This is a genomic window from Paenibacillus sp. FSL H7-0756 (assembly GCF_038006765.1).
Classification (GTDB): Bacteria; Bacillota; Bacilli; order Paenibacillales; family Paenibacillaceae; genus Paenibacillus_AQ.
On sequence record NZ_JBBOVT010000002.1, the window covers coordinates 149,996 to 168,390 of the forward strand.

At 52.0% G+C, this 18,395-nt stretch carries 20 protein-coding genes; all 20 read left to right on the forward strand.

The annotated features are described in order from the left end of the window. Positions 1 to 13: 13 nt before the first annotated feature. The 20 genes from NST04_RS17365 (at position 14) to proS (ending at position 18,336) form a co-directional block, all read left to right on the forward strand. Entirely contained in the window at positions 14 to 1,408 is a 1,395-nt protein-coding gene (locus NST04_RS17365) for a protein-glutamate methylesterase/protein-glutamine glutaminase (RefSeq protein WP_341185378.1), read from the forward strand. A 34-nt stretch (positions 1,409 to 1,442) separates the two neighbouring features. Next, the gene (locus NST04_RS17370; RefSeq protein WP_341185379.1) at positions 1,443 to 3,533 is read left to right on the forward strand and encodes a chemotaxis protein CheA; all 2,091 of its coding nucleotides are present in this window, start codon (positions 1,443 to 1,445) and stop codon (positions 3,531 to 3,533) included. 27 nt (positions 3,534 to 3,560) lie between these two features. After that, positions 3,561 to 4,022 carry a chemotaxis protein CheW gene (locus tag NST04_RS17375; protein ID WP_036692546.1) on the forward strand — a complete coding sequence of 154 codons (462 nt, stop codon included), beginning with the start codon at positions 3,561 to 3,563 and terminating at the stop codon, positions 4,020 to 4,022. A 3-nt stretch (positions 4,023 to 4,025) separates the two neighbouring features. Continuing rightward, positions 4,026 to 4,652 (forward strand): chemotaxis protein CheC, encoded by a 627-nt coding sequence (locus tag NST04_RS17380; protein WP_339310138.1) that lies wholly within the window; start codon positions 4,026 to 4,028, stop codon positions 4,650 to 4,652. After that, on the forward strand, positions 4,645 to 5,142 hold the full coding sequence (locus NST04_RS17385) for a chemotaxis protein CheD (protein WP_036724701.1): 498 nt from the start codon (positions 4,645 to 4,647) through the stop codon (positions 5,140 to 5,142). Before NST04_RS17380 ends, NST04_RS17385 begins: the two co-directional genes overlap by 8 nt. A 2-nt stretch (positions 5,143 to 5,144) precedes the next feature. After that, a complete protein-coding gene (locus NST04_RS17390) occupies positions 5,145 to 5,555 on the forward strand; it encodes a hypothetical protein (RefSeq protein WP_341185380.1) in 411 nt (136 codons plus the stop codon). A gap of 78 nt (positions 5,556 to 5,633) precedes the next feature. Continuing rightward, positions 5,634 to 6,422 carry a FliA/WhiG family RNA polymerase sigma factor gene (locus NST04_RS17395; protein ID WP_341185381.1) on the forward strand — a complete coding sequence of 263 codons (789 nt, stop codon included), beginning with the start codon at positions 5,634 to 5,636 and terminating at the stop codon, positions 6,420 to 6,422. A 30-nt stretch (positions 6,423 to 6,452) separates the two neighbouring features. Further along, positions 6,453 to 7,856 carry a DUF342 domain-containing protein gene (locus tag NST04_RS17400; protein WP_341185382.1) on the forward strand — a complete coding sequence of 468 codons (1,404 nt, stop codon included), beginning with the start codon at positions 6,453 to 6,455 and terminating at the stop codon, positions 7,854 to 7,856. A 69-nt stretch (positions 7,857 to 7,925) separates the two neighbouring features. Beyond that, complete coding sequence (locus NST04_RS17405) at positions 7,926 to 8,234, forward strand: hypothetical protein (RefSeq protein WP_341185383.1); 309 nt, start codon at positions 7,926 to 7,928, stop codon at positions 8,232 to 8,234. Between the two features lie 68 nt (positions 8,235 to 8,302). Next, positions 8,303 to 8,875 carry a hypothetical protein gene (locus NST04_RS17410; RefSeq protein WP_341185384.1) on the forward strand — a complete coding sequence of 191 codons (573 nt, stop codon included), beginning with the start codon at positions 8,303 to 8,305 and terminating at the stop codon, positions 8,873 to 8,875. Beyond that, on the forward strand, positions 8,872 to 9,492 hold the full coding sequence (locus tag NST04_RS17415; protein WP_341185385.1) for a hypothetical protein: 621 nt from the start codon (positions 8,872 to 8,874) through the stop codon (positions 9,490 to 9,492). Before NST04_RS17410 ends, NST04_RS17415 begins: the two co-directional genes overlap by 4 nt. A gap of 161 nt (positions 9,493 to 9,653) precedes the next feature. Continuing rightward, positions 9,654 to 10,355, forward strand: a complete 702-nt coding sequence (gene rpsB / locus NST04_RS17420) for a 30S ribosomal protein S2 (RefSeq protein ID WP_036692565.1) — start codon at positions 9,654 to 9,656, stop codon at positions 10,353 to 10,355. 146 nt (positions 10,356 to 10,501) lie between these two features. Then, positions 10,502 to 11,152: a translation elongation factor Ts gene (gene tsf / locus NST04_RS17425; protein WP_036724710.1), complete on the forward strand. Its 651-nt coding sequence runs from the start codon at positions 10,502 to 10,504 to the stop codon at positions 11,150 to 11,152. 102 nt (positions 11,153 to 11,254) lie between these two features. Next, the gene (pyrH, locus tag NST04_RS17430) at positions 11,255 to 11,983 is read left to right on the forward strand and encodes a UMP kinase (protein ID WP_036692582.1); all 729 of its coding nucleotides are present in this window, start codon (positions 11,255 to 11,257) and stop codon (positions 11,981 to 11,983) included. Continuing rightward, positions 11,984 to 12,538 carry a ribosome recycling factor gene (gene frr / locus NST04_RS17435; protein WP_036724711.1) on the forward strand — a complete coding sequence of 185 codons (555 nt, stop codon included), beginning with the start codon at positions 11,984 to 11,986 and terminating at the stop codon, positions 12,536 to 12,538. It begins immediately after the preceding gene. A gap of 78 nt (positions 12,539 to 12,616) precedes the next feature. Further along, positions 12,617 to 13,384, forward strand: a complete 768-nt coding sequence (locus tag NST04_RS17440) for an isoprenyl transferase (RefSeq protein WP_341185386.1) — start codon at positions 12,617 to 12,619, stop codon at positions 13,382 to 13,384. Positions 13,385 to 13,404: 20 nt separating this feature from the next. Continuing rightward, entirely contained in the window at positions 13,405 to 14,208 is an 804-nt protein-coding gene (locus NST04_RS17445; protein ID WP_341185387.1) for a phosphatidate cytidylyltransferase, read from the forward strand. Positions 14,209 to 14,231: 23 nt separating this feature from the next. Next, on the forward strand, positions 14,232 to 15,371 hold the full coding sequence (locus tag NST04_RS17450; protein WP_341185388.1) for a 1-deoxy-D-xylulose-5-phosphate reductoisomerase: 1,140 nt from the start codon (positions 14,232 to 14,234) through the stop codon (positions 15,369 to 15,371). A gap of 147 nt (positions 15,372 to 15,518) precedes the next feature. After that, positions 15,519 to 16,793 (forward strand): RIP metalloprotease RseP, encoded by a 1,275-nt coding sequence (gene rseP / locus NST04_RS17455; protein ID WP_341185389.1) that lies wholly within the window; start codon positions 15,519 to 15,521, stop codon positions 16,791 to 16,793. A gap of 94 nt (positions 16,794 to 16,887) precedes the next feature. Then, positions 16,888 to 18,336 carry a proline--tRNA ligase gene (gene proS / locus NST04_RS17460; protein ID WP_341185390.1) on the forward strand — a complete coding sequence of 483 codons (1,449 nt, stop codon included), beginning with the start codon at positions 16,888 to 16,890 and terminating at the stop codon, positions 18,334 to 18,336. Positions 18,337 to 18,395: the final 59 nt, after the last annotated feature.

The following is an 18,395-nucleotide window of genomic DNA, read 5'->3' on the forward strand; positions in this document are numbered from 1 at the left end:
AGGTGGAAAAGCTATGAGGCCATATAAAGTTCTGGTTGTTGATGATTCTGCATTCATGCGCAAAATCATTTCGGATTTAATAGAGAATGATGCCGACTTTCAAGTCACAGCGACAGCTGCCAACGGACGCGAGGCGATTGAGAAGGTGAACGAGCTTCGTCCGGATCTCGTAACCATGGATGTGGAGATGCCTGAGATGAATGGCCTGGAGGCGCTCAAAAGTATCATGGCCCAGCGTCCGCTCCCGGTAATTATGCTGTCCGGCATCAATGAAGAGGGTATGAAGGAGACGATTCTGGCCTTGGAGTGGGGGGCTTTCGATTTCATCCGAAAGCCGTCCATTTCAAACTCCCAGGATATCATCGCTGTCGGAGAATCCCTCCGGGAGCAGATGAAAGAGGCCATGATGGCGCGTGAGCGCCGTGAAGCCCGCGCTTCCGCCGTCAAGTTGCCTGAGCCTCCTCCTCCCGCTGCCGAACTGCCTGCTCCGCGGGCTGTTGTGGAACCGGTGAGGCGGAAGCTGGAGCCGTCCAAGAAGGAGGCGGATAAAGCGCCGCTTCAGGGCACGGAGAAGCCGAGGGCCAGAGCGCCGCTTGAACCGCCGGCTGACAAACGGAAGCCGGAAGCCCGCACTGAGCCGCCCAATGCAAAGCGGGTGGTCAAGCCTGCACCAGCAGTGCCCAAACCGGCTCCCGACAGGCTCAAAGGCCGCTCCCACCAGGAGGCGCAGGGCAGCGGATGGGCTGGACAACGGGCGGCTGCTGAAATTGCTGCTGGCTCATTCGTGGAGCCTCCTGCAGCAGCAGGAGGCCAGACAAGCGGAAGCCGGAGCGTGCGCAAGCTGGTGGCTGTAGGCTGCTCAACCGGAGGTCCGAGAGCGCTGAAGGCGTTCCTAGAGAACATCCCTGGCGACTTCCCGGCACCGATTGTCATTGTCCAGCATATGCCGCCTAACTTCACCAAGTCGCTGGCCCAGCGCCTGAATACCTTTAGCGCACTGGAAGTCGCTGAAGCGGAACACGGTATGGTTCTCCGGCAGGGAGCGGCGTATATTGCCCCCGGCGGCTATCACCTGACAGTGGTACCTGCGCCTGGCGGCCAATACATGGTAGAGCTTACTAAGGAAGAGGTCCGCAATGGACATCGTCCTTCTGTAGATACACTGTTTGAATCGGTATTGCAGCTTACCTCGCTGGAACGTCATGCCGTCATTATGACGGGGATGGGCAGCGACGGAGCACGGATGATGAAAGCACTCTATGATTCGGGGGTGACATCTACCTTTGCAGAGAGTGAAGAAACCTGTGTGGTTTACGGAATGCCGAGGTCTGCAGTAGAGTTGAAGTGTGTAAGACACATCCTGCCTTTGCAAGAAATTGCTCCAAGGCTGGTACAAGCCGTTAAATAATGGAATAGCGAACTCGAAGGGGAGGTACCCGCTCATGGACATGAACCAATACTTATCCATGTTTATTGATGAGTCAAATGATCATCTTCAGTCTTTGAACGATAGCATGATGGGGCTGGAAGCGAATCCGGAGGATCTGAGTATTGTTCAGGTGATTTTCCGCTCCGCCCATACCTTGAAAGGTATGGCGGCTACAATGGGTTTTGAAGATTTGGCTTCGCTTACGCACCAAATGGAGAATGTGCTCGATCTGGTGCGCAATAACAAACTGCGGATGCAAGACTTCATTTTTGATACCCTGTTCAAAAGTATTGACGCTCTGGAATCCATGGTGGAGGATATTACCGGCGGGGGAGCGGGCAAGGCCGATGTAACAGCCATTGTCTCGTCCCTGCAGGCCATCGTTCGCGGAGAGGTTCCCTCTGCCGGCAATGCTTCTGCTGAAGTCACGGCTGCTGCGTCCGGCAATGCCAGCGCGGCCCAGGTGTTCCTGGATGAATTCCAGTACTCTGTGCTGGAGCAATCCCTTCAGGAAGGCCATCAGGTGCTTTATGTGGATGTGGCGATCCGCAAGGACTGTCAGCTCAAAGCCGTACGTGCCTATATGGTCTTCGACCTTCTGGAGCGTTCAGGAGAAGTCGTGAAATCCTTCCCTTCGGTTCAGGACATAGAACAGGAGAAATTCGATTACGGATTCTCCCTCTACTACATAACCCAAAAGGATGCAAGTGAAATTCAGAAGATGATTCTGAATCTGTCGGAGATTGAAGCGGTCACCGCTGTGGCGCTTGATCAGGAGTCACTTCGCCAAATGGGACAAGACACTGCAGCAGCTACAGCCGAAGCGCCTGCCCCGGCTCCGGTGCAAGAGGCTGCTCCGGCAGCAGCTGGTAATGCTTCCCCTGCGGCTTCTCTGCATCCCAAGGAAGAGAACGGCAAAGCTGCCCCGGCCCGGGCTGGAGGAGCGCCGTCGCCTTCCCGCACCATCCGTGTTGATATTGAGCGGCTGGATGTGCTGATGAATCTGTTCAGCGAGCTGCTGATTGACCGTGTCCGGCTGGAGCAGCTGGCCTCAGAGGTGCAGAACGGTGATCTTACCGAAACGGTCGAACATATGGGCCGGGTGAGCGGAGATTTGCAAAATATAGTCATGAAGCTCCGTATGGTTCCGGTAGATACCGTATTTAACCGGTTCCCGCGGATGATTCGCGATTTGGCGAAGTCGCTGGACAAGAAGGTAGATTTAATCATCACCGGAGCCGATACGGAGCTTGACCGTACGGTGATTGATGAGATTGGCGATCCGCTGGTGCATCTGCTGCGCAATGCAGTGGATCACGGGATTGAATCGATCGCGGACCGGGTTGCTGCCGGAAAGCCGGAGACAGGCACTGTGCAGCTGCGGGCCTTCCACAGCGGCAATCATGTCTTCATTGAGATTGAAGAGGATGGCAAGGGCATCTATCCGAAGAATGTATTGGCCTCTGCCGTCAAAAAGGGTGTGATTACCCAGGAGCAGGCGGGCACGATGACAGATGACGAAGCGTACCAGCTGCTCTTCGCGCCTGGATTCAGTACAGCTGAGGTCATCTCTGACGTATCGGGCCGGGGCGTGGGTCTCGATGTGGTCAAATCCAAAATCTCTTCCCTGGGCGGTAACGTCACCATCTATTCAACACCGGGCAAAGGCACGAATTTCTCCGTTCAGCTTCCGCTGACCCTGTCGATCATTGCAGCGATGCTGGTTCGGCTGGGCTCCGAGAAATATGCCATTCCGCTCTCTTCCATCGTGGAGACTGGAATTGTGAAGCAAGCCCAGATCCGCACCATTCACGGCAACCGGATGCTGGAGTTCCGGGGCAGCCATATTCCGCTGGTCTCCCTGAGCAAGATCTTCTCCATTCCCGACTATGATGAAAGCACGGAAGAGGAGACGGAGATCGTGGTTGTCCGCAAAGGAGAAAGGCTGGTTGCCTTGGCTGTGCAGGACTTCATTGGCCAGAACGAAATCGTAATCAAGAACCTCGGCAAGTATCTGCCTGAGGTACAGGGAATTTCCGGAGCCACGATTCTTGGAGACGGGCAGGTAGCGCTTATTATCGATCCGAATGCTTTTATCAAATAATCAGGTTAGAACAGGGAGGCTCATTCCATGGCTGAAGATATCAAAGTAATTGTATTCAAGCTTGGCACTGAAGAATACGGCATTGAAGTAGAGAAGGTCCAGACGATTGAACGTATGATGCCGATTACCCGCGTACCGAAGACCTATTCCTTCATCAAAGGTGTGATTAATCTGCGCGGCGTCGTGATTCCGGTTATCGATCTGCGCGGACGCTTCGGCATTGAGGAAGCGGAACACACGGATCAGACCCGGATCATTATCGTCAATGTGAATGAGATGGAAGTGGGCTTCATTGTCGATTCAGCCAACGATGTCATTGACTTGAACCGTGACATTATCGATGTACCGCCGGATGTTGTAGGGGGCATCAAGGCGAAGTATCTGGACGGGGTGGCCAAAATTGGGGATGACCGTCTGCTGATTATGCTCAACCTGTCTGAAGTACTGAACAAGAGTGAAATCGTGCAGCTGGAAAGCCTGGAGGGCTAGCCTATGGAGCTATTCAAGAATTTCAAAGACTTCAAAATGGATGTGCTTAAGGAAGTCGGGAATATCGGGGCCGGCAATGCAGCCACCGCCTTGTCCCAGCTGCTCAATAAGCCGATTGACATGGCCGTGCCTAAGGTACAGCTGCTCAGCTTCGAGGAAATCACCGATAAGGTGGGCGGAGCGGAGGAGCTGGTATACGCGGTATTCCTGCGTGTGGAAGGTGAAGCCCCGGGCAACCTGTTCTTCATTCTTACCCCGGAAGCGGCAAGCAACCTGCTCAGCCGGATTGCCGGCATTGAAGTCTCCGGCGGCGGTGAGCTGAGTGAGATGGAATTATCCGCACTAAGCGAGATCGGCAATATTCTGGCCGGTTCTTATCTCTCTTCCCTGGCGGATTTCACCTCCCTGACCATGTATCCGACAGTGCCGGCGCTTGCGATGGATATGGCCGGAGCCATTCTTGGCTACGGGCTGCTGCAGTTCGGTCAGATGGGCGATGATGCGCTGCTGATCGATACGACTTTTTTAGAAGGCCAAAATGAAATTGAAGGACAATTCTTCCTTATTCCCGATCCGGAATCGTTCCCCAAAATATTCAAGGCTTTAGGAGTACCGTTCGACAATGATTGAAGAGCAGAGCATCATTAAAGTAGGTATGGCGGATTTGAACGTAGGCAGCCAGGACAGCCTTATTCGTACGACCGGTCTTGGCTCCTGCGTAGGTCTGACTCTGTTTGATCCCGGTAAAAAGCTGGCGGGGATGGCTCATGTCATGCTGCCTTCGTCAGAGATTGCCCGGGAGGGACAGCTGAATATCGCCAAGTTCGCAGATACTGCTGTGCCTGAGCTTTTAGCCCGCCTGCTGGGGCTGGGGGCGGTTAGAAGCCGGATTGTGGCCAAGATGGCCGGAGGCTCGCAGATGTTTGCTTTTGCCGGAGGGAGTGACACCATGAGGATCGGGCCTCGGAATGTGGAATCCTGCAAGCTTGCTCTTGAGAGCCTTCATATTCCGCTTATCGCGGAGGACACGGGCGGCAATTATGGGCGCACGATAGAAATCTCCTGCAATACCGGAGTCATTTTTATCCGCAGCGTTCAAAAAGGCCCGAAGGAAATTTAGCCATGAGCAGGAAACTATTGCTGAATATTGTGGCCGGACTGATCGGATTTGTACTAACCTTCCTTGCGAACAACGGACAGAACCTGCTGGGTACCAGCCTGATCCGGGGCATGTACGGATTTATTATCTGGTTTGTGCTTGCTTTCTGCCTGAGATGGGTATTGGGTTTTATTATCGGAAAAGAATCCTCAGATCCGGAAGCCGGTTTGTTCGATAACGGAGAGTCTCTTGGCGTGAAGCTTGATATTAGTACACCTGAAGAGGATCAGGAGCTCAAGGACCTGCTCACCCCAAAACGGGAGGCGGTCAGTGAAGAGCCAGGGGGATTCACGCCTTTGCAGCCTCCGAAGCTAGTCTCTATGAAAGATCCTGAAGAATTGGCCAAGGCCGTTCGTCACCTGAAAGAAGAATAAGCGAGTGCTGCGGCGAAAGTCCGTCATCTTGCGCCGCATGTTTGCCCGCTGACTAAACTTTGGGAAGGGTGAAAGCCGTTGAACGAGCGTAAAGCAGCTCAGTCGGAAACAGATATGCTTTGGGAGCAGTGGAAAGAGCACGGCGATCCTGAAGCTAAAAAAAAGCTGATTGAGAGTTATCTCCACATTGTTGATTACGTGTCCAGCCGTCTGGCAGTAGGACTGCCCAAAAACGTCTCCAAGGACGATTTGGCCAGCAACGGCGTCATGGGACTCATTGATGCCATCGAAAAATTCGACTACAAGCGGGGGCTTCAATTCCAGACCTATGCATCGTGGCGGGTACGGGGAGCAATCCTTGATTCTCTGCGGCAAAGTGACTGGGTTCCCAGATCCGTACGCGAAAAAGCGAAAAAAATCGAGGATGCCTACCAGCAGCTGGAGCAGAAGTATTTGAGGTCAGTAACTGATGATGAAATGAGCCAATATCTGAATATTTCGGAAACGGAGTTTCAGACGATGCTGCAGGATGTCGCAGTAATGTCGCTCTGTTCATTGGAAGATCCTATACGCGAAGAAGAATCAGAGACAAGAATGTCCATATTGGTAGATGACAAGGCCAAGAATCCGGACCGTAAAGTGAATGAGTTCTATCTGCGGGATACGCTAACCAAAGGCATCGAGAAACTAACAGTGAAAGAACGGACCGTCGTGTCCCTTTTATATTATGAGGATTTATCTTTAAGCGAGATTGCGGAAGTGATGTCACTGTCTCCTTCGCGAATCTCCCAGCTTCATTCCAAAGCTATTTTGCGGCTAAGAGGAACACTTGAGAAGAACCGGGACCTTCTAATGCAAAATGATTAACCGGGTGACGGTGACAAGGGGGAGCAGAAATTGATCGGTCAATATGTATTGAGCCAATACCTGAGCATTACTTTTTCGGAGGATAAGGGGATCGCTTACCTTCAGTTCACCAAGAAGGATGAGAATTTCACCTGTTCGGTCGAAGACCTTGAGAGCTTCCTGTTCAGTCACAATATTCGTTTCGGTATCCAGCATGATATTGTTCAGCGGATTAGCAGTAACCCGGAAGAATATTTCTGGAACCGGGTGCCTATCGCGATTGGACAGCCTGCTGTCAACGGTAAGGACGGCCGGGTTGTGCTGACCGTTGATATGGAGGAGGACCGCAAGCCTCTGGAGAAAGAGGATGGCAAAGTGGATTACAAAGAGCTGGTCCGGCTGCATAACGTAAGGAAGGGCCAGCTTATTGCCAAGGTTATTCCGGCAGAGAACGGCGTGAGCGGAAAAATGGTAACCGGGGAAGAGCTTCCGTTCCGGGCAGGGAAGGAGGCTCATTTCAAAGTAGGCAAGAATGTGGTGGTGGATCAGGAAGAGACCTCCATGTATTCGGCGATTGACGGATTGGTTACGCTGACAGACAAGGGCAAAATCAATGTATTTCCGGTGTATGAAATCAATGGGGATGTGGATTACAGCACAGGCAATATTGATTTCGTGGGCACGGTGGTCATCCGCGGCAATGTGCTTACCGGCTTCACCGTCAAATCGGCAGGAGATATCCGTGTGGTCGGCGGGGTAGAGGGGGCCGAACTGATATCGGGCGGGTCCATCGAGATTACGGGCGGCATCATCGGATATAATAAAGGCCACGTAAGCGCCGGTAAAAATGTTAAGGTCTCGTTCATCCAGGAGGGCAATGTTGTGGCCGGGGAGGATATTATCGTCTCCCAGAGCATTATGCATTCCAGCATCCGGGCAGGTCATGATGTACTGTGCAACGGGGCCAAAGGCTTAATCGTCGGCGGTATCGTACAGGCAGGTGAGCGCGTGATTGCCCGTACCATCGGCAATACCATGTCTACAGCTACAGCGATTGAAGTGGGCGTTGTTCCCGAGCTGAGAAATGAGATCAACGAACTGCGCCAGGAGCTGCGGCAGCTTCTCGAGAATGAGGACAAGACCAATAAGGCGTTGTATCTGCTTAATCAGCTGGCGAACAATGGGCAGCTATCGCCCGACAAGGTGGCGCTTCGCGTCAAGCTTAATGCCACCAAGCAGTCCCATATGCGTGATGAAAAGAGAATTAAAGAGCGTGTGCTGGAGATCGAGCGCATGCTGGAGGACACCGGCAGAGCTAAGGTTGATGTCGTCAAGACGATCTATGGAGGCTCCAAGATCGTAATCGGCAGATACACGAGGTTCGTCAAGGACCCGACGGAGCGGGTAACCTTCATTTATAGTGAAGGGGATATATCTATCATACCGTACGTTTAATCAGGCGGGCAGCCGTGGCGGCCTGCCATTCCTTGATTCTGAAACCAATGAGCGGAGAAGAGGGATCTTATGAGTCTGAAACCGGTGGAACTGCAAATTGCACTGCCCCGTACCCATGATGCGGGCAAAGTTCAGAACAACCTTCAGCAGCGTCCTGCACTCGACCAGCAGCAATTGGCAGGCCAGAATGTTAAGCATAGCCAGGAAATCTCGCTGCGCAGCACTGAGGTTGACGAGTCTGCCGAATCGGCCCTGCGGGACGGCGGCAATGGGAACGGCTCTGGCAGTCAGCCTCATCCGCGCAAACCGGACAAGCAGGAGAACACCCATGATGCCGAACATCCCTATAAAGGGCACCGTATTGATTTCAGTCTCTGATTGGGACAGGATAACCGCAAATGCAGTTAAGGCATCCTACGAATTAAACGCAGAAGGAGATTACACACTTGGAACCATGGGTATACATCGTGCTGGTAGGCGTAGTTGCTATTGTTTATGCCCTGCGGCTGCCGGCCAGGACGGGTAAGGAAGATTCGGAGAAGAAGAGCCTGAAGGAGACGGAGGCAGCTCTGGAGCTCTACATGGCCGATATCGAACATGAGAACTCCGAGCTGCTGAAGCTGGTGGGCAGCATTAAGACACAGTCACAGAGCAATAAGGCAGCCCTTCAGGAAGAAATCGGTGTACTGCGGGAGCAGGTGGGCGAGCTGCAGAAGAGCCTGCTGCTGATGGATGCGCGTCTGACTGCGGAAGAGAAGGGATTGCTTCAGCTGGCAGCTACCTTCTCTCGGGAAGCTTCGTCCGGCCATGCGGAGAAGCCTCAGGGCACGGAGCAGGCAACTGAGGCAGTATCTCCTGTTAAGCCAAGACCCGTGAGCTCCATTAAGCTGCGGTATCCCCGGCTGTTCGAGCTGCATGAGCAGGGGAAATCGATCGACTCTATCGCTAAGACCGCCGGTCTTCAGCGGGGCGAGGTGCAGCTGATCCTGCAGCTTGCCCAGCAGGAGGAGTCCATATGATGAAGAACCGGTTCTTTATGCTGGGATTAGGGATCGGGCTGATAGCCGGCGCACTGCTGCTGCAGCTGATGATAGCCGGGCGGGCGGCGCCTCTGACCAAAGAAGAGCTGATCCGGCAAGCGGCTAGTCTGAACCTTACCGTTCTAGATCCGGCAGAAGCTGCCGCAACAGCAACGCCGTCCCCGGAGAAAGCGGCCGAGACTGAGGCATCCGGGGCGCCAGCAGCAACACCAGTAACACCAGTAACACCAGCATCTACGCCTGTTGTCCCGCCCAAGCCGGCTGCAGTGCCAAATGCCGCAGCGACTCCGGGCAAGCCTTCTGCTCCTGCGCAGCCGCAGAGCACCGCAGCACCTGTTACCAAAGCTCCGGCTAAGCCTGAAGCGCCTGTGGCTGCGGTGGATGGGGCAATCACTCTCAAGATCCCCACTGGAATTACCCTCGCTCAGACAGCAGATTTACTCGCGGAAGCCGGGGTAATTGAGGACAAGAATAAGTTCCTCAAGACGGCAAACAGCCGTAAGGTGAATACTATCATTCAATACGGCAGCTACAACTTCACCAAGGGAGAGAGCATCAACTCCATTATTGACAAGCTGATTACCGTAAAAAAGTAATCGTTGCATAGGTTGTTTTATTATGATATATTAATTGACGGTGTTAAAACACACGCCGGTTGATTTCGGTAAGGGGTGCTTTCTTCTGAAGAAAGTCTTGCTGAAAGATGACGCGCGGCGGAGGAGACACACAATAAACCAAACTTAGGAGGTGTGTGAAGATGGCAGTAATCTCCATGAAGCAGCTTCTCGAAGCTGGGGTACACTTCGGTCACCAGACTCGTCGTTGGAACCCAAAGATGGATCGTTATATCTTCACTGAAAGAAACGGAATTTACATTATTGACTTGCAAAAAACAGTCAAGAAGGTAGAGGAAGCTTACAACTTTGTAAAGAGCGTCGCTGGCGACAACGGCACAATCCTATTCGTAGGAACAAAGAAGCAGGCTCAGGATTCCGTGAAAGAAGAAGCTGAACGTTCGGGTATGTTCTTCATTAACCAGCGTTGGCTCGGGGGTACCCTGACTAACTTCCAGACCATTCAGAAGCGTATTGACCGCCTGAAGAAACTGGAAGCATGGGAAGAAGACGGTACCTTTGCAGTATTGCCTAAGAAAGAAGTTATCCTTCTCCGCAAAGAGAAAGATCGTCTTGAGAAATTCCTGGGCGGTATCAAGAACATGAAAGGTCTTCCAAGCGCGCTGTTCATCATTGACCCGCGTAAAGAGCGCATTGCAGTGGCAGAAGCTCGCAAATTGGGTATTCCAATCGTAGCTATCGTTGATACTAACTGCGATCCGGATGAAATTGACTACGTAATTCCAGGCAATGACGACGCTATCCGCGCCGTGAAGCTTTTGACTGGTAAGATGGCTGATGCTGTTGTTGAAGCTCATCAGGGTGAAGACACAACTACAGCTTAAGTAGTAACCGGAACATATAAATAAGAACTTAAATGAAAAGGGTGGTTGGCAGGTGGATAACCTCTCACTGCCCTTTTTTTAAAATGCAAGTAAGTATCGCTAGATGTCCCCGCATGACAACGACTATGACCCTGGAGGGAATAACAATGGCAGTAGATGCAAAAGCAGTGAAGGAACTTCGCGAAAGAACAGGGGCAGGAATGCTCGATTGTAAGAAAGCTCTGGAAGAAGCAAACAACGATATCACCAAAGCAGCTGAATTGCTTCGTGAAAAAGGTTTGTCCGCAGCAGCCAACAAAGCAGGTCGTATTGCTACTGAAGGTACTGTAGAATCCTATATCCACGCTGGCGGCCGTATTGGCGTTCTGGTAGAAATCAACTGCGAAACTGACTTCGTAGGCAAAACGGATTCCTTCAGAGAATTCGCACGCGATATCGCTATGCAAATCGCAGCAGCGAACCCGCTGTATGTCCGTCGTGAAGAAGTACCTTCTGCAGACGTAGAGAAGGAAAAAGAAATTCTTAAGGCACAAGCGCTGAACGAAGGCAAGCCTGAGAAGATCGTTGAAAAAATGGTGGAAGGCCGCATCAGCAAGTTCTATGAAGAATATTGCCTGATGGAGCAATCCTTCGTTAAAGACCCGGACAAGACAATCTCCCAGCTGCTGAATGAAAAAATCAGCACCATTGGCGAAAACATCACGATCCGCCGCTTCGTTCGTTTCGAACTGGGTGAAGGTCTTGAGAAGAAAGTCGATAACTTCGTAGAAGAAGTTATGGCACAAGTAAAACAATAATAACTGCAGGTCATTGAATAAGAACTGAATACAGGCAAGCATCAAAAGAGCGGAACACATACAAGTAGTGTTCCGTCTTTTGTAGAAAGTGAGGGTATATAATTGGAACAACCGGTATTTAAGAGAGTAGTCCTTAAGGTAAGCGGTGAATCGCTCGCCGGACAGAATGGCTATGGCATCGATGCCGATACGATCATCTCTATTGCAGAGCAGGTCAAGGAAGTCGTGGAGCTTGGAGTTCAGGTTGCGATTGTATGCGGCGGTGGCAACATCTGGCGCGGAATCGCCGGAAGTGCAAGCGGTATTGACCGGGCAACGGCCGATTATATGGGAATGCTGGCAACAGTGATGAACTCGCTGGCATTGCAGGACGCTCTGGAGCAGATTGATGTCCCTACCCGGGTTCAGACCTCTATCGCCATGCAGCAGATTGCTGAGCCCTATATCCGCCGCCGGGCCATCCGGCATCTGGAGAAGGGCCGCGTAGTTATTTTTGCCGCAGGGACAGGGAATCCGTTCTTCTCGACCGATACTACGGCAGCGCTTAGAGCAGCCGAGATTGAAGCCGAGGTTATCCTCATGGCCAAGAATAAGGTAGACGGAGTCTACTCAGCAGATCCGTTCAAGGACAGCACAGCCGTTAAATACGAGCAGCTGACTTACATGGATATTCTGAACAAAAACCTGGGAGTTATGGATTCTACCGCTTCCTCACTCTGCATGGATAATAATATACCGCTCATTGTGTTTGCTATTACAGAGCAAGGCAATATTAAGCGCGTCGTTCTCGGCGAAAAGATCGGGACGATCGTTAAAGGGAGTGTAAATTAAATGCCACAATCGGTTAAGAAGAATGCTGAAGAGCGTATGGAAAAAGCGATTCTCTCGCTGAAACGCGACTTGGCAACACTGCGGGCAGGACGCGCTTCGACGTCGCTGCTGGATCGCATCCAGGTTGAGTATTACGGTGCTCCAACTCCGATCAATCAGCTGGCTAACATCAGCACACCGGATTCCCGGACGTTGCTGATCCAGCCGTGGGACAAAACCTCAATGTCAGACATCGAAAAGGCGATTATGAAATCCGACATCGGGATTACACCAGCCAATGATGGTACGATCATCCGCCTGTCGATTCCTCCGCTTACCGAAGAACGCCGCACTGAGCTGGTGAAATTCACCAAGAAGTTCGGTGAAGAAGCTAAGGTAGCGATCCGCAACATCCGCCGCGATGCCAACGATGACATCAAGAAGATGGAGAAGAACGGCATTTCAGAAGATGAATCCCATGGACATCAGGAAGATATCCAGAAATCAACGGATAAGTTCATAGCTGAAGTCGACAAAGTGCTCTTGTCCAAAGAAAAAGAGATTATGGAAGTATAACGAAATTCATGAGACTTCAGGCCCCTCCGTTAATGGTGGGGTTTGTCTCTTTCTGATAAGAGCTTGGAGGAAACGGAAATGATCAAACGGATTCAAGAATGGCTGAGCCGTAAAGACAGGCAGGAGCCAGTCGAGATTTCACCGGATAATATTCCCCGGCACGTAGCGATAATTATGGATGGCAACGGGCGCTGGGCGAAACGGCGCGGTATGCCCCGGGTTGTGGGCCATCAGAACGGGATGAAGGCAGTCAAACGTGCTACGATTGCAGCGAATGACCTCGGAGTAGAATTTTTGACGCTGTACGCTTTCTCTACGGAGAATTGGAGCCGGCCGAAGGATGAAGTGGATTTCCTGATGCGTCTCCCCGTTGAATTCCTGGCGATTGAACTGGACGAATTAATTGAAAAGAATGTACAGGTTCGCGTAATGGGTGATACCGACTCGCTGCCTTCCCATACGCGCAAGGCGATGGAAGAAGCGGTGGCCCGCACACAGAGTAATACTGGACTTATTTTGAATTTTGCACTCAACTATGGCGGGCGCAAAGAGATAGAGAACTGTATGCGCGACTTGGGCAAGGATATCCAGGCAGGAATCCTGTCACCTGAAGAAATTACTTCAGAGCTGATTGACAGCAGAATGTTGTCCAGCGGCTTGCCTGATCCTGACCTGCTGATTCGTACCAGCGGAGAGATGCGGCTCAGTAATTTTATGCTGTGGCAAATCGCATACAGTGAATTTTGGTTTACGGATGCATACTGGCCGGAATTCGACAAGGCGCATCTGATGCAGGCTGTGGCTGAATATCAGCGCCGCACACGCCGTTATGGTGGATTGAAGTAGCCTGATGGGAGAGGGATTCTTTGAAGCAGCGATTGATTACCGGAATTGTTGCCGGAGCCTTGTTTTTAGGGTTATGCTATTGGGGCGGCTGGCCGTATCAGCTGATGCTGACTGCCATGGCCCTCATCGGCTATTATGAATTTGTGAAAATGACAGGTACAGCAACCTTCGGGCTGACGGCTGTATTTGGTTATGCCTCTGTTGTAGGCTTTATGATTCCTTGGGACCTCCTGGAAATGAAAAAGTTATTCTCCTGGGAACAGGGGATATGGCTGGTGTTGCTGCTGTTCCTGCTGGTCACTGTGTTCAGTAAGAATAAGCTGGATATCAAAATCACCGCGATGATGTTCACTGGCATTGTTTACATAGGAATGGGGTTCTCGTATATGGGAGTCGCCCGCGGTGCGGGAGATGGCCATGGCCTCTTCTGGACGATCCTGCTGCTGTGCTGTATATGGGGCAGTGATGCCGGAGCCTATTTTGTCGGCAGAAGCTTCGGGAAGAACAAGCTGTGGCCTGCAATCAGTCCTAATAAGACTATAGAGGGCGCGCTTGGCGGAGTATTGATTTCTGCTGTCATATCGATTGTGTTTGCTTTACTGGTTCCTGATCTGCTGACTATCGGACGCGCGCTGCTGATTGGAATTGCCTGCGCTGTGCTGGGTCAGCTTGGAGATCTTGTACAATCTGCCTATAAACGGGTGTACGGTATTAAGGATTCAGGCTCACTTCTGCCGGGTCACGGTGGCATCCTGGACCGCTGCGACAGCTGGATCATCGTATTTCCTTTCGTACATATCGTAATGCTGATGCCTTACTATTAACGACAGGGAGAAGGAAAGCAACTGTGAAAAGAATTAGTATTCTCGGCTCCACGGGTTCCATCGGTACCCAGACGCTGGATGTGGTAGCTATGCATCCGGAAGCTTTTGAAGTCGATGGACTGGCGGCGGGAAGTAATACTTCACTGCTGCTGGAACAGGTCCGCCGTTTCAAGCCTCGCCGTGTATCGGTATCGACGCAGGAGCTTGCAGAGGAGATCAGATCCAGTCTGCCTGCCGGTGTAGAGCTGTATAGCGGAAGTGAAGGTCTGGTGGAGATTGCTGCCGGAGGCGATGCACAGACGGTCGTAACTGCGCTTGTAGGCAGTGTAGGACTTCAGTCTACGCTGGCGGCAATTGAAGCCGGCAGACATATTGGACTGGCTAATAAGGAGACACTGGTGACCGCCGGACATCTGGTTACAGAACTGGCTGGACGCAAAGGCGTGAAGCTGCTGCCAGTAGACAGCGAGCATTCAGCAATTTTTCAATGCTTAAATGGCGAGAACCGTAATGATGTAGCTTCAATTACCATTACAGCCTCGGGTGGCTCGTTCCGTGATTATAAGCGTGAACAGCTTACGAATGTAACGGTAGCGGACGCACTGCGTCACCCCAATTGGAGCATGGGGGCCAAGATTACTATTGACTCGGCAACCATGGTTAACAAAGGCCTGGAGGTTATTGAAGCCCACCATTTGTTCGCCCTTCCGTATGAGCAGATTAATGTGGTGCTGCATCCGGAGAGCATCATTCACTCGTATGTGGAGTTCTGTGACAGCAGCATTATTGCTCAGCTTGGAACTCCTGATATGCGGGTTCCCATTCAATATGCGCTCACCTATCCCGACCGCTGGCCTTCTCCTGCGAAGCGTTTGTCTCTGGCTCAGGTAGCCAGCCTGACCTTCCGGGAGATGGATTATGAGCGCTATCCGGCGCTGAAGATGGCCATTGACTGCGGCATAGCGGGCGGCACATTCACAACAGCCTTCAATGCAGCCAATGAGGTCGCCGTGGCCCGCTTCCTGCGCGGTGAGATTCCCTTCCTGCGGATTGATGAGATTATTGATGAAGTGCTTCAGCGTCATCAGAATGAGGCGAACCCTGGTCTGGAACAGATTCACAGGAGCGATATAGCTTCCCGGGAGCTTGCGGCTATCCTGTAAAGGGATAAGAGGCCTTTGGAAACGGTGAATATGGCTGTACCCTGAAAAATAGGTGTGGACTGTTGATTCTCTTGTGCCCTGCCTTGGAATAATGATAAATTAAGAGGACATACTTCGGTCTTACACCTAAAGGGGGAATGTTGCGCTATGGAGATGGTAAGAGTTGTTTTTTTAACGGTGTTTATGTTCTTTGTTCTGGTGACTGTCCATGAATGGGGACATTATTATTTTGCCAAACGCGCCGGAATTCTTGTACGGGAATTTGCGATCGGTTTCGGTCCGAAACTGTTCTCTTATAAACGCGGTGAAACCCAGTTCACGCTTCGTCTGCTGCCCTTCGGGGGATACGCCCGTATGGCCGGCGAAGACCCGGAGATGGTTGAGATCGGCCCTGGGCAGACCATTGCTGTCCGGCTGGGCCAGGACAACAAGGTGAAGAATATTTACCTTGATTCCCTGGATACGCGCAGAAATGTTATACGCGGCGAAGCGCAGTTCACGGATCTGGAGAATGATCTGAAAATCCGCCTTGATGTAGATGGTGAAGTGACCACCTATGATGTGAATCCGCAGGCGATGATGATCAAGGGCACCCAGCAGACACAAATCGCGCCTAAGGACCGCCAGTTCGGGAGCAAAACCGTCGGCCAGCGAGCGATAGCCATCCTGGCCGGTCCGGTGATGAACTTCATTCTGGCGTTTGTGCTATTTGCACTTCATCTGCAGATGGCCGGTATTCCGGTGGAGAACCCGACCTATGTGAAGATCGGTGACGTCAGCTTAGGAATGCCTGCGCAGGAAGCTGGCCTTCAGAAGGGTGATATTGTCGTCACTGTGGACGGGCAGGCCATCGGCGGAGATTATCAGAAGATGATCAAGCTGACCTCGGCCTCCAAAGGCAAAGAAATGAACTGGACGCTAAAACGTGGTGAAGAGACCTTCAGTGTGACCATGGTTCCCCGCGGAATGGAAGGGGAGCAAGGCGGCAAGGTTGGAATTACGCCGGAGCTGCCTACCCGAAAGGCCGGAGTGGGTGAGACGATTACCAAGTCAAGCAAAGCTATGGTGGACACCACGGAGTTAATTTTTGTCGGCTTCAAACAGCTGATCAACAAATTTAATATGGATGATATTTCCGGGCCGGTAGGCACGTTCCAGTTGACAGGGCAGATTGCCCAGCAGGGGATTCAGTATCTGACGTACTGGGCGGCTATTCTCAGCTTGTACTTAGGGATCTTTAATCTGCTGCCGATTCCTGCCTTGGATGGCAGCCGGCTGGTGTTCCTTGGTGTTGAGGCACTGCGCGGCAAGCCGGTGGACCCGAGCAGGGAAGGCATGGTCCACTTTGTAGGCTTTGCCCTGCTGTTCCTGGTGATGATCGCTGTTACGTATAATGATATTTTACGCCTCATAAGCGGCTGACGGATGTCATATCATTTTTATCCCGTGATGCATTTGATTGGGCTTCATAGCTAATGTGCAATCTGAGGGGCGAATAATAGGAGGATTTCTTCACATGGCCAAAGACAAGCAGTTCGTTACAGAGATCACGCCGCAGGGCGAGGATTTCTCACGCTGGTATATCGATGTTATCAAAAAAGCGGACCTGATGGATTATTCACCGGTCCGCGGCTGTATCGTATTCAAACCGGACGGCTACGAGATCTGGGAGCATATCCAGGAGGAAATGAACCGCCGCCTGAAGGCCACCGGTCACCGGAACGCTTACTTCCCGCTATTCATTCCCGAGAGCTTTTTCCAGAAGGAGAAGGAACATGTGGAGGGCTTCAACCCGGAGCTGCCTTGGGTCACTGAGGCCGGAGGCGATGTGCTGGAAGAACGACTGGCGATCCGTCCTACATCCGAGACGATGTTCGGGCATATGTATTCTAAATGGATTCAGTCTTACCGTGACCTTCCGGTGCTGATCAACCAATGGGCGAACGTAGTCCGCTGGGAGAAACGTACTCTGCCGTTCATCCGCACGACTGAATTCCTCTGGCAGGAAGGCCATACCGCGCATGAGAATGAGACGGAAGCACGCGAAGAAACGATGAAGATGCTTGATAACTACCGCGACTTCGTGGAGACTTTTCTGGCGATTCCGGTAGTGACCGGACAGAAGACGCCATCCGAGCGGTTCGCCGGTGCGGTGGATACGTATTCCATTGAAGCGATGATGAAGGATGGACGGGCGGTTCAAGCCGCTACCTCACATTACCTGGGCACCAAGTTCGCGGTTGCTTTTGATATCCAATACCTGAACCGGGAGAATGTACTGGAACACGCACATACCACCTCATGGGGCTCTACCACACGCCTGATCGGTTCCCTCATCATGGTGCATGGTGACGACCGTGGACTGGCTCTGCCGCCGAAGGTAGCGCCTACACAGGTCATTATGATTCCAATCGGACCGCCTAAGACCCGCGAAGCTGTCATCGGACGTACCGATGAACTGTTTGGTGAACTCAAGAGTGCCGGAATCCGTGTGCGTGTAGATGACCGTGCCGATGTAACCCCGGGCTGGAAGTTCAATGAATATGAAATGCGCGGCGTTCCTGTCCGTCTGGAGCTTGGACCGCGTGATATGGAGAATGGAGTCTGTGTGCTCGTATCCCGGATCAGCGGCGAGAAGAAGGTCATTCAGCAGGAGAACCTGGTTGAAGAAGTGAATGCTATGCTGGAACAGGTCCACCAGGAAATGTACGAGCGGGCACTGAAATTCCGCGAGGATCATTTCTATTCCGTAGATACGCTTGAGCAAATGAAGGATTCTATGGAGGAGAAACGCGGTTTTGCGCTTGCAGGCTGGTGTGGCTCTGAGGAATGTGAGACCAAGGTCAAGGAAGAGACCGGTGCAGGCAGCCGTAATATTCCGTTCCACCCGTCAGAAACGAAAGAGACCTGTATTTGCTGCGGCAAACCTGCTCAGCACACGGTTGTATTTGCCAAAGCGTATTAATCGGCAGACTTATATTTGTTAATTTTTATATCAGCTTCTGGCGAGAGGAGTCGGCGGGC

Bases quoted from the DNA above. Each gene is read 5' to 3' on its own strand.
- NST04_RS17380 (WP_339310138.1), top strand. From the start codon at position 4,026: ATGGAGCTATTCAAGAATTTCAAAGACTTCAAAATGGATGTGCTTAAG.
- NST04_RS17390 (WP_341185380.1), top strand. From the start codon at position 5,145: ATGAGCAGGAAACTATTGCTGAATATTGTGGCCGGACTGATCGGATTT.
- NST04_RS17405 (WP_341185383.1), top strand. From the start codon at position 7,926: ATGAGTCTGAAACCGGTGGAACTGCAAATTGCACTGCCCCGTACCCAT.
- rseP (WP_341185389.1), top strand. From the start codon at position 15,519: ATGGAGATGGTAAGAGTTGTTTTTTTAACGGTGTTTATGTTCTTTGTT.
- proS (WP_341185390.1), top strand. From the start codon at position 16,888: ATGGCCAAAGACAAGCAGTTCGTTACAGAGATCACGCCGCAGGGCGAG.
- frr (WP_036724711.1), top strand. From the start codon at position 11,984: ATGCCACAATCGGTTAAGAAGAATGCTGAAGAGCGTATGGAAAAAGCG.
- NST04_RS17385 (WP_036724701.1), top strand. From the start codon at position 4,645: ATGATTGAAGAGCAGAGCATCATTAAAGTAGGTATGGCGGATTTGAAC.
- NST04_RS17440 (WP_341185386.1), top strand. From the start codon at position 12,617: ATGATCAAACGGATTCAAGAATGGCTGAGCCGTAAAGACAGGCAGGAG.
- rpsB (WP_036692565.1), top strand. From the start codon at position 9,654: ATGGCAGTAATCTCCATGAAGCAGCTTCTCGAAGCTGGGGTACACTTC.
- tsf (WP_036724710.1), top strand. From the start codon at position 10,502: ATGGCAGTAGATGCAAAAGCAGTGAAGGAACTTCGCGAAAGAACAGGG.
- NST04_RS17375 (WP_036692546.1), top strand. From the start codon at position 3,561: ATGGCTGAAGATATCAAAGTAATTGTATTCAAGCTTGGCACTGAAGAA.
- NST04_RS17365 (WP_341185378.1), top strand. From the start codon at position 14: ATGAGGCCATATAAAGTTCTGGTTGTTGATGATTCTGCATTCATGCGC.
- NST04_RS17370 (WP_341185379.1), top strand. From the start codon at position 1,443: ATGGACATGAACCAATACTTATCCATGTTTATTGATGAGTCAAATGAT.
- NST04_RS17415 (WP_341185385.1), top strand. From the start codon at position 8,872: ATGATGAAGAACCGGTTCTTTATGCTGGGATTAGGGATCGGGCTGATA.